Genomic DNA, 13421 nt, shown 5'->3' with positions numbered 1-13421 from the left:
GACGGACGACAGCGCGTACCGGCCCGCCGAGACTGGGCGGGCGAGAGCATCCGACCCATCACACAAGGCACTGACCACCGTGCACATCGTCGCCTCGGTGGCCCTGATCGGCCAGAAACTAGTGATGCTGGTACTCGCCCTGGTCGCGATCCGCAGCACCGATCCGGCACTGGTACGCAGCGCTACACCCTGCTCGGGGCGCTGGTGCCGAGCCTGGGCATCCCGTTGTTCCTGGTGGCGCTGGCCTCCAGCGTGATCCTGTCGCTACGTACCCGGTAAGGGCTGTTCCGGCACTACTGGGTCGTCGCGAAGCTGGTGCTGCTGCTGGCTACCGCGATCATGGGCGCGCTCTGGGTCAGTCCGTACGCCGAGTGCCTGGTCGCCGATCCCCGCCCTGGCCTGCAACTGGCCCATCTGACCGGGGTCCTGACGCAGCTCGCCGGGCTCTGTCACGTTGAGGGTTGGCCGCGATCAAGGCAGGCTTGAGCAGTAAAATCATTGACCCGCTCTCGCCCGTGGCTGCCTCCGAGGTCGGCGTCCGCCGGGTTTCGGTTCCCGTCGGAGGTGATCGTCGTCGCGGTCCGCTGGTACCTGCGGTACAGCCTGTCCTACCGCGACGTCGAGGAAATGCTGGTCGAGCGTGGGGTCGAGGTCGATCACGTGACCGTCTACCGGCTGGGTGCAGCGGTTCACGCCGCTGCTGGCGGACGCCGCCCGATTCTGCCGCCACTCGCCGGGTGACAGGTGGTTCTTCGACGAATCGTACGTCAGGGTAAACGGCGTGTGGCGGTATGTGTACCGGGCGGTCAACCAGTACGGGCAGGTCATCGACGTACTGGTCTCGGCGCGCGCCGAGATGCCGACGCGGCCAGGCGGTTCTTCCGACGGGCGCTGTCGACGGTGAAGGTGACAGCCAGCGAGGTCGTCACCGACGCCTCCGCGGTCTACCCCGGCGTGCTGGATGAGCTGATCCCGTCCGCATGGCACCACGTCGAGCGGTACGCGAACAATCCGATCGAGGCTAATCACAGCCAGCTGAAACACCGGTTGAGACCGATGCGCGGACTACGGACGACAAGACGGCACAGGTGATCATCGCCGGACACGCGTTCATGCGGAACCTCCGCCGCGGACACTACGAACTCGCCGTCGACGCTCCGCCGGCAACGCGGGTGTCTACGGCGTTCGCCGCCCTCGCCTTGGCCATCTGACCTCAACCCGACGCGGGTTGACCGCATCCGTCGATCCCATAACGCAACGGCGCCCGCTGTCCTCAACGGGCTCAGCCCGACCCACGTATGGGCTGTGTTGACCAGGCTCGACAACGACGACCGGTCGATCCCGCCACCGCTGGAAGCGATGCCGGCGCCGTGTCTCCGCGACGCAGACCGAGGTGCTGCAGTTCGCCGAGGATGCCGTCCTTGACCTCGGCCGTGTACGTCGGCTCCTCCAACAGCTCGCAGACCCGCTGGAACGCCTCCAGGACCGGCCGCCCGGCCGACCAGGTCCGCTGGTCGAGAGCGCGCGCCCGGTTGAACAGGTTCTCGACGTTGTAGCTGGCGATGCGCACGTCCCACCTCCCACGGCGGCTACCCGGCCACCGCCGACGACGAATGGGCGATCGAGCTGATCCAGTGTGGTTCCAGCGTATGGCCACGCTTCGCGCCTGACGACGGCCTGCCGCCGCCGGCCCCCAGATGTTCGGGTCGTGTTGGGTGGCCGGTCGATTCCACTCGCCAGAGTGAGCCGACGAACCCAGCCACCCTGGAGGTAACACGTGTCCGAACACCTGGTCAGCAGAAGACAACTCATGGCCGGCGCGGCGGCCTCGGTGGGTGCGGCAGTGCTGCCCGTCGCCGCCGCCACGGGTCCGGCCGCCGCCCACGGTACGTCGACGGCCGCGCCGTTCAAGCTCGGTGTGGCCAGCGGCGATCCGCTACCGGACGCGGTCATCCTCTGGACCCGCCTGGTGCACGACCTCTACGACGCCGGTTCACTGCGCCGGCCGGTCGAGGTGGCCTGGCAGGTGGCGCACGACGAACGGTTCCGGCGCGTGGTACGGCACGGCGTGACCCGGGCCCGGCCGGAACTTGGCCACTCGGTACACGTGGACGCACGCGGGCTGGAGCCCGGCCGGGAGTACTTCTACCGATTCCGCGCCCTGGGCGAGCTCAGTCCGGTCGGGCGTACCCGCACCGCCCCGAGCCCGTGGGCCGACCCGTCCCGGCTGAACTTCGGCATTGTCAACTGCCAGGACTTCCAGAACGGCTACTGGCCGGCGTACTGGGGGCTCGCTGACGAGGACCTCGACGTGGTGCTGCACCTCGGCGACTACATCTACGAGTACGACCCGCGCAGCGCGTTCGCCGACCGCGCCCACGTCGCCCCGCAGACCCCGGGCCTCGACCAGCTGAGCACGTTGAGCGACTACCGCAACCGGCACGCCCAGTACAAGACCGATCCGGCGCTGCAGGCCGCGCACGCCGCCTTTCCCTGGATCGTGACCTGGGACGACCACGAGACCGAGAACAACTACGCGGGCCACCTCGACGAGGTCGACGACACCGGGGCCGCTCGGCAGACCCCCGAGCAATTCGCCAGGCAGCGCGCCAACGCGTACCAGGCGTACTACGAGCACATGCCGATCCGGGCCGACCTGCGACCGGGCAGCGCCGATCTGCGGATCTTCCGCCGGTTCGACTTCGGCCGGCTGGCCCGGTTCAACGTCCTGGACACCCGGCAGTACCGATCCGACCAGCCCGGCGGGTTCCCGGGGGACTTCGGACCGGAGGGCGCCGGTCGGACGAACACCGCGGGCACCTTGACCGGCGAAGACCAGGAACGTTGGCTCAACCAGGGACTGTTGCGGTCCTCGGCGCGATGGAACGTCGTCGCCCAGCAGGTCATGATGAGCCGGATCCGGTTCCCCAACCCGGCCCTGGTGCCGCCGACGATGTCCAACCTCGACCAGTGGGACGGGTACGCACCACAGCGCGACCGCCTGCTCGGGCTGCTGGCCGCCGGACGGGTGAGTAATCCGGTGGTACTCGCGGGCGACATCCACTCGACCTGGATGAGCGACCTGAAGCTCGATTTCGACGACCCAGCCTCACCGAGCGTGGCGGTCGAGTTCGTGGCCACGTCGATCAGCTCGGACTTCCCGGTCGCCTTCGACGCCCCGATCAAGGCGACGAACCCGTTGCTCAACCCGCATGTGCGCTACTTCGACGGGTCGCGCCGCGGCTATCTGCGCGTCCGCGTGGACCGGCAGGTGTGGCGGACCGACATCCGCGTCGTCGACACCATCGCGGTACGCAGGACGCCCGTCTACACGAGCGCGTCGTACGCGGTCGAATCCGGGCGCCCGAACATCGTCGCCGCCTGACGGGTCGCCGACCCTTCGGGCCTGCCGCCCGCGGCACGGCAACGCACGTGACCCGTCGAGCGGTCGTCTTCACGCCCGGCGACCGCTCGACGGCTCGACGGCGCCGGCTTCACCACGGTGCCAGGCGGATGAGGGCTCGTCGCGACGGACGCCGGCCGGGCGGCACCGACCCCACCCACTCTCGGTGAATCGGCCACCGGGCCACGGCGGGCAATCCGATCACATTCGGCCGGCGACCTTCCTGGCCAACTCCTCCAGCGGCTTGCGGCTCTCCGCCGGATCCTCGAGCAGAACCAGACGGACCGCGCCCCCAGGTACCGGACTTGCTGATGAACACGCACCGTCCTCAAGGTTGCGCTTGCCGAAATCTCCATCCGAGCAGGTGAGAGAGCTGTCTCATCATCCCAGGACCTCGACGGCTGCCACCTGAGCCGGACGCGCTACACAGGCCGTCGCTCGCTACGGCAACATAATCATCCGTGCTGCTTCGACTCACGTACCTGGGCGTGACGAACGCGCCCACGATGCTGCGCCTCCTGCGGACGAGCGACCGGAACAAGGATGCTGAGATCCTGGCGTTACGTCACCAGATCACGATCCTGCAGCGGCAACCGGGCGAACAGCGACCGCTGTTTCAGCCGAGCGATCGGGCGTTCCTGGCCGCTCTGCTGCACCGGTTGCCGCGGCACGTGCTGCGCGGATTGCAGATGCTGGTACGCCCGGACACCGTACTGCGTTGGCACCGCGACCTGCTCGCACGCCATCACGCGACACGATCTCGACCAAAACGCCCGGGCCGGCCACGGACCGTGCACACGATACGCATCCTGGTGCTACGCCTGCCCCGGGAAAACCCCAACACCGGCACCCCGCAGGGAGGGATCCTGTCACCGCTACTGGCCAACATCGCGCTGAGCGCGCTCGACGAGCACGTGATGGCGCCGTGGAAGCCGGACGGGACGATGGGCACTCTCTACCGCCGTCACGCTCGTCGCGGCAAGGGCCTGCCGACCTGGCGGATCGTCCGCTACGCGGACGACTTCGTCGTACTCGTGCACGGCAGCCGAGACGACGTGGAGAATCTGCGCGAAGACATCGCTGAAGTACTCGCCCCGCTGGGTCTGCGGCTGTCGCAGGCCAAGACCCGGGTGGTGCACATAAGGGCTCGGTCGCCGGTTGTGTGAAGTAGGTCAGTGCGTGAGTAGGACGCGTTTGCGGAGCAGGTCGAGACTGGCGCGGCCGAACATTTGGCGTTTGATCATCTTGAGGCGGTTGATGTTGCCTTCGACCGCTCCGGAGCTGTGCGCCAGGGTAAGGCCGTTGCGGACCGCGTCGAGGTCGCGGCGCAGGTTGCGGGCGAATCCCGCCAGCGGTGTGAGGGGGTCGTGTTCGATAGCGGTGATCCATTCCTCGAGGCGGTCGCCGGGGCGGCCGGTCATCATGACCGCGAAAGCTCGAACGTGTTTGACCAGCCGGTTCAGATCACGGTCGCGGCTGCGGACATCGCGCAGCTTGATCGCGCCGCGGGGATCGAGGTGGTCGGGATGGGTCATGATCCATGAGGTCACCTGGCGCACTGATGGTGGTTTCGGACCCGGGTCCGGGGCGTGGCCTCGGCCGCGGCGAAAGCGGCGCAGGTAGCGCTGGACAACGAGCTCGCCGCCGGGATAGCCCTGGTGTTTGATTTCGCGGAACAGTTGGGTGGCGTTGCGTTCGCCTTCGTTCCAACGCTGGTGCAGGTAGGCGACGTAGTCGTCGACCAGGTGCGCGTTGCTCGGACACGACGGTCAACTCGGCGGCGGTGGCGGCGTTGAGGTATTTGCGGACGGTGGCGTGGTGAAGGCCGAGTTTGCGGGCGATCGCTGATTTGTTCCACCCTTGAGAGGCCAGTTCGTGGACGGCGGCGTGGTGCTCACGAAGCCGGGTAACGATCTTGAGCTCGGGTAGTTGCCGCAGTTGGGCGGGCATGGTGTCGTCGGCGGGCGGTGGGGCCGGCGAGGCGAGCCGGGACCGATACGCGTTGACGGTCTTCTCGACCGCCTGGCCCAAGTTCTGCCAGAGGTGGAACCGGTCCGCGACCTGTACTGCGTTCGGCGCACCCAGGCGGGCGCCTTCACCATATCCACCGGCGCGGTCCCGGCAGATCACCTCGATCTCGGGGTGTTGCCGCAGCCAAGCGGCGAGGCTGTCACCGTCACGGCCGTCGAACATGTCCACGGGCCGGTGGCTGGCCATGTCGATGAGAACGGTGCCGTAGTGGCGCCCTCGCCGGAACGCGAAGTCATCGACGCCGAGCACCGTGATCGGGGCCTGCGGTGGATCGGGCAAAGCCTTGACCAGTCGCAACAGCGTGTCACGGCCTGCGGCAGATCCGATGACCACAGCGAGGCGGGAACCGGCCCGGCCGGCTAACGCGAGACCGATCTGCGTCAGCGTGACTTTCGGGCCCGCCGTTAACCGCGCATGCGGCGTGGTCACCCCTTCGACCTGTTCGACGAAGGTCTTCGCCGGGCAACCGGTGTTGTCGCAGCGGAATCGCCGAACCTGCACCTGCAGCACCAAGGCCATCCCAGCTACAGCGACGTCACGCAACCGCCGCTGATAGCGCCCATGAATCCGGCTTGACGGTTGCCGACACCGACCGCACCGCGCGGTCGTCGCCCGGATCCGGCCCGACAACACCACCATGCCGTCACGCTGCTCAACCACCTCGATCGACAGACCGGACAGATGCGGCAGCAACCGCTCCCCAAGCGAACACGCTGGACATGATCAACGAAGTAACGACGAGCGGGACGGAACCGTCCACATCACAAGATCAGCGACAGAGCCAAGGTCAGGGATGGGCAGGTGAGCAACCGGCCGTTCTACGCCGCGATCGGGGTCACCCTCGACGGGGACAAGGACGTTCTCGGGTTGTGGGCCGGGACCGGTGGTGAGGGTGCGAAGTTCTGGATGAGCGTGCTGACCGACCTGCGTAACCGGGGTATCAAGGACGTGTTCTTCCTCGTCTGCGACGGGTTGAAAGGGCTGCCGGAGGTCGTCACGAACGTGTGGCCCCGCACGATCGTGCAGACGTGCATCATTCACTTGATCCGTAACACGTTCCGGTTGACGTCACGCAGGTGCTGGGACGAGTTGAAGCGGGACGTCAAGCCGATCTACACCGCGGTCAACGCGACCGCGGCCTGGGCCGCGTTCGACGACCTGGCGGAGAAGTGGGGCGGGCGCCACCCGGCCGTGATCCGGTTGTGGGACAACGCCTGGGCGGAGTTCATCCCGTTCCTCGACTACGACCTCGAGATCCGGAAGGTGATCTGCTCGACGAACGCGATCGAGTCGTTGAACGCCCGCTACCGGCGGGCGGTCAAGGCCCGGGGGCACTTCCCGAACGAGCAGGCGGCGTTGAAGTGTCTGTACCTGGTGACCCGATCGTTGGACCCGACCGGGACCGGCAGGACGCGGTGGGCGATGCGGTGGAAACCCGCGTTGAACGCCTTCGCCATCACCTTCAACGACCGCTTCCCAACCGCTGAAACCTACTAACCAAGATCGCCGGAAACACCCTTCACGAGACAGGCCCAAAGGGGCGGGCTGGCCGAAGCCGGTCCCGCCCCTTTCGGACCTGAGGGTCAGCAGCCCGGCTGTGGGGGCGCGGCCTCACCGGGGCCGGGCTTGCCGGGGTCCGGGGAGTCGCCGCACCCGGGTGCCGGGGGTTGTCCGTGCCCGTGCACCTTGATGACCGACGCGACGGTGCCGTTGGCGGCAAGGGTCAGGCGGGTCGCCTGCCCCGGGGGAGCCTTGAAGTCGAACATGTTGTTCAGAGTTCCCGCGGAGGCGTCCGCCGAGACGCCGCCGATCTGGCCGGTGCTCCAGTTGTCCTCGATGAGCTTCAGGATCGACGACTGGGTGGTCAGGGTGTGGTCGATGAAGTTCTTCTTCGCGAACGGCGAGATCACCAGGAGCGGCTGGCGGGGGCCCGGGCCGCATCGGTTCTGCTCGCCGCCGATGTCGAGAATCGCGGCATTGGTGCAGATCGCGGAGTTGCCGGCGGCGGCGCTGCCGTTGGTGATCGGGGCGACCACGTGGTCGTACCAGCCGTCGGAGTCGTCATAGGCGAGCACGATCGCGGTGTCGGCCCACTCGGGCGACGCCTCGATCGCGTTGATCTCCTTGACCAGGGAGATCTGCTCGTCGACCGGGTTGGAGCTGCCAGGGTGTCCATCCTGGGCGGCCGCCGCCTTCACGAAGGAGACCGCGGGGAGCTTGTTGGCGGCCAGCGCCTGGTAGAAGTAGCTCACGTCGTAGTTGTGGTTGGCCTGACCGTCGTGACCGACCTCATCGAGCGAGGCGGGCAGCAGGTGGTGCGGGTTCGAGGTCGACTGGTAGTACGCGAACGGCGCGTGGTGCGGCACGTAGGCACCGAGCGGGAAGTTCGCGTTCTCGGCCGTGATCGGCACCTGGGCGCCGCAGACGGCGTAGCCGGTCGGGCTGTTGGCCGCGGTCGTGGTCGGCGTGAAGCCGTCCTGGAACCAGCCCCAGCTGACGCGGCGCTGGTTGAGCAGGTCGCCGATGTTTTTGCCGGTCATCTTGATGAGGTTGCTGGTTTTGGTGTGGTTGTTGTCGGCGCAGTCGTCGTAGTACGGGTCAGGGTCACTCGTCACGGTGCTGGTCGTCGTCGAGGTCGGGTTTCCCGTAACGGAGTTGACGGTGAGCGCGCCGGACGTGTTGCCCGAGACCAGGTTGAGGGCACCCGGCGTCGACGGGCCGAAGCCGGTGCTGAAGCTGTTGTCGCTCATCGAGTAGTTCTGGGCGAGGTTCCACAGCGCCGTCACGGTGTTGCCGTCGTAGTAGTCCATGACGATGCCGTCGGTGCCGTACAGGGTGGAGGGGCTGCAACTGCTGGTCTCGGTCTCCTCGACGAAACGGTCCATCAGACCGCCATCGAAGGCCTTCTGCTCGCTGCCGTAGGAGTGGCTCTGGTCGCAGGTGAGCGCGTGTGCCGCGTCCAGACGCTGCGGGTTGAAGGCGTTCGGGTTCTTGGTGAGCAGCTCCGGGTGGGAGATGTAGTTGTTCGGGATTGGCGTGCCGGGCACGGCCTTGAACGTTGTGCCGTCGGTGTTGGCCGCGTGCGGGTAGGTGCCGAAGTAATGGTCGAACGAGTTGTTCTCGTCGTAGATCACCACGACGTGCTTGATCGGGGTCGCCGTTTTGGCGGAGTTGTCGGCCTTGGGCGCGGCGTTCACCGATGTCTCGGCGGTATACACGCCGCCGATCGCGACCGCTGCGGCTAGCGCGGCGACCGCGGCGGCGGCACCTAGGGGACGGACGAGCGGCATTACGTGGTTCCTTCCACTTGACTTTCTGGAGAGGTCAGCTCATGAGGGTGCGGCCGAGCCAGTCGTGCTCGTCCTGGGCGCCGGGCAGCGCGAAGTAGTAGCCGCCGCCGAACGGGGAGATGTAGTCGGTCAGGGCCTCGTCGACCAGCCGCCGTTGCACGGTGGCGAACTGCCGCTCGAGATCCTGGTTGAAGGTCGTGAAGATAAGGCCCATGTCGAGCTGGCCGTTGGCGTCCAGGCCCGCGTCGTAGTTGTAGCCACGGCGGAGCAGCCGCGAGGAGTCGGTCGTGGGCGTGCGCGGGTTCGCGAGCCGGATGTGCGCGCCGGTGGGGATCGCGTCGCCGTTCGGATCGTTCAGATAATCCGGCGCGTCCGTCTCCCGGACGCCGGTCAGGGGTGCGCCGACGTCGCGCGAGCGCCCGATCATGTTCTCCTGCTCGCGCAGTGAGACACGATCCCAGAACTCGACGAGCATGCGGATGAGCCGGACGACGTGGTAGCTGCCGCCCGCGGTCCAGGCAGGCTCGCTCCCATCGGTCGCGGCCCAGACCAGTCGGGCCATCTGCGCCGGGTCGTCGATGTCCGGGTTCGCGGTGCCGTCCTTGAATCCCATGAGGTTGCGCGGCGTGCCGCTCGGGCGAGGCGGGGAGATGAACCCGTCCATTCGCCATCGGACCTGCACCCCACCGCGCGCGGCCCGGGTGATGTCGCGCATCGCGTGGATCACCGTGTCGGCGTGGTCGGCGCGCAGCTGCAGCATGAGGTCCCCGTCGCAGACATCGCGACGCAGCGCGTCGTTGGGGAAGTCCGGCATCGTGCGCAGCCTTGCGGGGATCCGCTCGCCCAGCCCGTAGCGGTGGTCGAAGAGGCTCGCGCCCACTGACAGCGTGACGGTGAGCCCGTCGGGCCCGACCTCGGGTCCGACGACGCCGGAATCCGACGGCGGCGCCGTGATGCCGACGGTCTCCGGCGCACCACCAGCGGTGAGAAACCGTGCGCGTGCGGTGATCGACTGGAACAGTTCCTGCAGCTCGGAGCGGTTCGCCGCCGTGACGTCGAGCGCGAGGAAGGCCGACGCGGCCTGGGGCGGGGTGATGATGCCCTGCTGGTGGGCGCCGTGGAAGGCGAACCGGCGGGGCGCGGGCGGGCTTTTCTCGGGGGTCACGTTCGCCGTGCCACGGCCGACGCCGCTCGCGGCCGTGCCGATACCGGCGGCGACCGCGGCCGCGCCGATACCGGCGCCGAGGAATCCGCGCCGCCCGACGATCCGGGTGGGTTCGTTCCCGCTCATCGGTCCGCCACCCTCGGGTCGGTGATCGAAGCGACCGGGGCGAGCAGTTCGACGGTGCGCTCGAGATCAGCGTCGAGCGCCTCGCGCTGGGCACGGTCCAGCGAATCCAGGGGGCGCCACGTGCTCCCGGTCGCGTAGGAGGCGACGAGCGCGGCGCTGCGGGTCAGCCACGCTTCGGTGTCTCTCAGTTCGGGATAGCGCGGTGCGACGAGGGGCCGGATCGGGTCGAGCACGGCGCGCGTCGCGTCGATGTCGGCTGCGATCACGGCCAGACCAGTATGCGAACCGCCGTCGTCCGCGCCGGTCAGGGTGAACTGGATGGCGTCCTCGAGGATCTCGTGCGAGCGTAGGCCGAGATCGATAGCGTTGACCGGGGTCGTGGCGAGCGTCGCGTCGAGGGACCCGACGTCCGTGGTGAGCTGCCGGGCGGCAGGCGCGGCGTCGGTGACCGGTCGGCCGCTCCACAGCAGTCCTTCGATCCTGCGTAGCCCGTGTAGGTCGGGGTCATCGAGCGCCGTGGTGCCGGGGGCCGGATCCCCGTCAATGGCGTCGGCCAGATCGCCGAAGGCGCCGTAGGCGGCGCCCAGCCGGGAGTAGTCCTGCTGGGCGGTCAACCAGGCCGCTTGGGAGGCACCCCGGTCGCCGCCCGTGATCGCCGTGTTGAGCCGGCGTGCGTCGGTCGCCAACCCCGTCACGCGGGCGCGGACCCACGCGTTATACGCGCGGGCAGCGGGGAGCAGGTCGGCGCGGGTCACGACCTGGATGCCGGGGGTGAGGACGAGCCCGGCGGGGGCATCGTGCACCGTGACCACGGGCCCGGCGATGGGATCGTTGCCGGTCGGTATGCAGACGAAGCGGTACCGTCCGTCGGCGAGGGTAACCTTCAGATGGTATACGGTACTCGGTCCGAGGCCCTCGGCCTCGGCGTACACCTTATGGTCGTCGGCTCCCTCGAGATAGATCGCTTCGCCGGCGATGGTGGAGTTCGACACAGCGAAGTCGAAGGCTCCGCCGGTGGCCGGGCCCGTCCATCCCTCACCACACGCGTCGAACCCGTTGACGACCGCGATCGCTCCCGCCGTTGACGGCGCTCGTCCGGCGCCAGCCGCCCGTGTCTGTCCTACGCCAGCCGCCCGGGACGCGAAGAATGCGAGCAGCGTGAGGAGCACGCTCGCCACGATCACGGCCGGGATCACCAGAAGCCGTGACCTCTTCGGCAGCACAAAAGCGGGAAAAGGCACAGGGAATTTCTTTCAAGTAGGGCTCGTGGAACGGAACTTTCAACTGGGGCTTGAGGAACGAAATTAACCCTAGGTGAACGCCTCGGACCGGAGCCACTCTCCGTGAGAGCTTTCCCAGAGGGTTCACCGGTAGTTCACCGACGCCGAAACGAAATTGGGCGTTGCTTACCAGTTGGGTACACGACGGTTTGTGACGCGACGACCGGTTGCGCACTGATCGGTGCTCTGGTGTTCAGTCTGTCGCCAATCACGCCTTCTGATGAGTCGGATCCCGCGGACCGCACAGAACCCCCCACCGGTGACGCGGATGAAGCGGTCACGCGACGGGAAGCACGGTGCATCGGCGACCGTGTTGGTCGGCGGTTTGCCGAGGTCAGCTGCCTCCGACTCGACTCGCTGGAAGGCATGCTACTTGGGCAGCGTCACAATTGGTCGCGCCAGGCTGGGCCGGCCCAGTGGACACATCTGGACGACCTAGCGATGCTTCTTGTTGACGCTGAACCGAAGCTCGAGGACGGCCACCCGTATCGCAATGACCAACGACGGGAGCGGCGTATCGAGGAGCGCACTTCTATCGATTTTGGGTCGCGCAGTAACCAGGAGCGTGGCAGGGGGAGGAAGGATCACCTGTTTTCGGAAATCGCCGCGCATCCGCTCACGCCACGTGCGCCGACGCACCATCTCGATTCGTATCTCCGAGTCCCGCAACTGAGCATCGACGGACGCTACCGATCATCGCAGAGCCAGACGGCGCAATCCGCTCATCGGCTACTTGTTAACTGGACCTACGACCGCAGCCCGGCCAGGCTTGGTCGAGGTGACCGGCGGGATAGCTCTCTCATCGGCTGCCCACCGCAGTTTGGTGTGGCTCTCATCTGGCATGCGCCCGCCGGTCACCGTGGCGCGGAGAGGCTCAAGAGGGGTTTGCCCAGCTCGAAGTAGCGCTGCCCTCCTCGCCGACATCAACTCGGCATGATCGAGGAGGACAACATGGCACGCGTGATCATCGGCATGGACCCCCACAAACGGTCCGCGACCATCGAGGTCGTCAACGACCGCGAAAAAGTCCTGGCCCAGGGCCGGTTCGGCACCGACACTGACGGCTACCAGGCGATGCTCGCCCTCGGCCGACAGTACAAGGAACGTCTCTGGGCGGTCGAGGGCTGCAACGGCATCGGCCGGCACATCGCTCAACGCCTCGTTGCCGACGGCGAGACCGTTGTCGATGTCCCCGCGAAACTCTCTGCCCGGGCCCGGATGTTCGCCACCGGTCAAGGCCGTAAGACCGACCCCGTCGACGCGCACTCCGTGGCTGTGGTCGCGCTGCGCACCGAGGGGTTGCGGCAGGTCACCGTCGACGACGCCGGTGTCGCGCTGCGGCTGCTGGTCGACCGACGCGACAACCTCGGCCGGTCACGCACGGACACCATCAACCGGCTGCACCAACTGCTCCTGGAACTCCTGCCGGGCGGGGCGAAGAAGTTCCTATCCGCGCCGCAGGCCCGTGCCCTGCTCAACACCGTGCGGCCCCGCGACATCGTCGGGCGCACCCGCCGTCAGCTCGCCTCCGAACTCATCACCGAACTCGCGAGCATCGACAAGAAGATCAAAGCCGCGAACACGCAGCTGACCGAACTCGTCGAGGCGACCGGCAGCAACCTTCTGGGGCTCAACGGTATCGGCCCGTCGGGCGCCGCCCGACTGATCGGCGACGTCGGTGACATCCACCGGTTCGCCAGCCGCGGGCACTTCGCCTCCTGGAACGGCACCGCCCCCATCGACGCGTCCTCCGGCGACCAGCAACGCCACCGCCTGTCTCGGGCAGGGAACCGCCGCATCAACCGGGTTCTGCACATCATGGCCATCGTCCAGCTCCGCAACGACACCGAAGGCCGGGACTACTACCGGCGCAAACTCGCTGCCGGGAAGACGTCGATGGAAGCGATGAGGGCCCTGAAACGGCGACTTTCCGACCTGGTCTACAAGCAGATGATCAAGGATGCTGGAGCAGGAGAGACGGGTCCGGGAGGACAAGTGGGAGCGACACTTCAATCCAGCGCGGCCAGCTCAATCCCGACAGCCGGCACTTCGGAACAGTCACTTCCCGGACCCGCCAACACCCAGCCTAGAACACCGTTCCTCGCCGCCTCTTGACACAGAGGTGT

Annotated in this window: 10 protein-coding genes and 2 pseudogenes; 6 read left to right on the top strand and 6 right to left on the bottom strand. The window is 67.5% G+C overall.

Going from position 1 to position 13421, the window contains the following annotated elements; genetic code table 11:
• Window positions 1-315: 315 nt before the first annotated feature.
• Both BDK92_RS39250 and BDK92_RS30720 read left to right on the top strand, forming a co-directional pair.
• Window positions 316-486 carry a hypothetical protein gene (locus tag BDK92_RS39250; protein WP_170208739.1) on the top strand — a complete coding sequence of 57 codons (171 nt, stop codon included), beginning with the start codon at window positions 316-318 and terminating at the stop codon, window positions 484-486.
• Window positions 487-519: 33 nt separating this feature from the next.
• Window positions 520-1211 (top strand): annotated as a pseudogene (locus tag BDK92_RS30720) (IS6 family transposase).
• A 71-nt stretch (window positions 1212-1282) separates the two neighbouring features.
• Here BDK92_RS30720 and BDK92_RS30715 read toward each other — a convergent pair.
• Window positions 1283-1570 carry a hypothetical protein gene (locus tag BDK92_RS30715; RefSeq protein WP_211349419.1) on the bottom strand — a complete coding sequence of 96 codons (288 nt, stop codon included), beginning with the start codon at window positions 1568-1570 and terminating at the stop codon, window positions 1283-1285.
• 207 nt (window positions 1571-1777) lie between these two features.
• On the opposite strand from BDK92_RS30715, the gene BDK92_RS30710 reads away from it, so the two are divergent.
• Both BDK92_RS30710 and BDK92_RS30705 read left to right on the top strand, forming a co-directional pair.
• Window positions 1778-3385, top strand: coding sequence for an alkaline phosphatase D family protein (locus BDK92_RS30710; protein ID WP_246017335.1), 1608 nt, complete (start codon window positions 1778-1780; stop codon window positions 3383-3385).
• A gap of 479 nt (window positions 3386-3864) precedes the next feature.
• Window positions 3865-4569 carry a reverse transcriptase/maturase family protein gene (locus BDK92_RS30705; RefSeq protein WP_246017334.1) on the top strand — a complete coding sequence of 235 codons (705 nt, stop codon included), beginning with the start codon at window positions 3865-3867 and terminating at the stop codon, window positions 4567-4569.
• 6 nt (window positions 4570-4575) lie between these two features.
• Here BDK92_RS30705 and BDK92_RS39785 read toward each other — a convergent pair whose 3' ends face one another.
• On the bottom strand, window positions 4576-4938 hold the full coding sequence (locus BDK92_RS39785) for a transposase (RefSeq protein ID WP_211349418.1): 363 nt from the start codon (window positions 4936-4938) through the stop codon (window positions 4576-4578).
• Window positions 4868-6127 carry an ISL3 family transposase gene (locus BDK92_RS30700; RefSeq protein ID WP_211349417.1) on the bottom strand — a complete coding sequence of 420 codons (1260 nt, stop codon included), beginning with the start codon at window positions 6125-6127 and terminating at the stop codon, window positions 4868-4870. Before BDK92_RS30700 ends, BDK92_RS39785 begins: the two co-directional genes overlap by 71 nt.
• 90 nt (window positions 6128-6217) lie before the next feature.
• Here BDK92_RS30700 and BDK92_RS30695 point away from each other — a divergent pair.
• A pseudogene (locus tag BDK92_RS30695) lies at window positions 6218-6931 on the top strand (IS256 family transposase); the annotation flags it as partial.
• A gap of 86 nt (window positions 6932-7017) precedes the next feature.
• On the opposite strand, the gene BDK92_RS30690 reads toward BDK92_RS30695, so the two are convergent.
• From BDK92_RS30690 to BDK92_RS30680, 3 genes are read right to left on the bottom strand one after another with little or no spacing between them, the layout of a single operon-like run.
• Window positions 7018-8724 (bottom strand): phospholipase C, encoded by a 1707-nt coding sequence (locus tag BDK92_RS30690; protein WP_121159889.1) that lies wholly within the window; start codon window positions 8722-8724, stop codon window positions 7018-7020.
• Window positions 8725-8758: 34 nt separating this feature from the next.
• On the bottom strand, window positions 8759-10015 hold the full coding sequence (efeB, locus tag BDK92_RS30685) for an iron uptake transporter deferrochelatase/peroxidase subunit (RefSeq protein WP_121159888.1): 1257 nt from the start codon (window positions 10013-10015) through the stop codon (window positions 8759-8761).
• A complete protein-coding gene (locus BDK92_RS30680) occupies window positions 10012-11211 on the bottom strand; it encodes an EfeM/EfeO family lipoprotein (protein ID WP_121159887.1) in 1200 nt (399 codons plus the stop codon). The genes efeB and BDK92_RS30680 overlap by 4 nt, the downstream gene beginning before the upstream one ends.
• Before the next feature lie 1035 nt (window positions 11212-12246).
• Here BDK92_RS30680 and BDK92_RS30675 point away from each other — a divergent pair.
• Window positions 12247-13410 carry an IS110 family RNA-guided transposase gene (locus BDK92_RS30675; RefSeq protein WP_121161597.1) on the top strand — a complete coding sequence of 388 codons (1164 nt, stop codon included), beginning with the start codon at window positions 12247-12249 and terminating at the stop codon, window positions 13408-13410.
• Window positions 13411-13421 lie beyond the last annotated feature (11 nt).

This window comes from Micromonospora pisi (assembly GCF_003633685.1).
GTDB lineage: Bacteria > Actinomycetota > Actinomycetes > Mycobacteriales > Micromonosporaceae > Micromonospora_G > Micromonospora_G pisi.
Note: the sequence above shows the minus strand (reverse complement) of the source record. Positions and strands in the feature narration are given on the sequence as shown.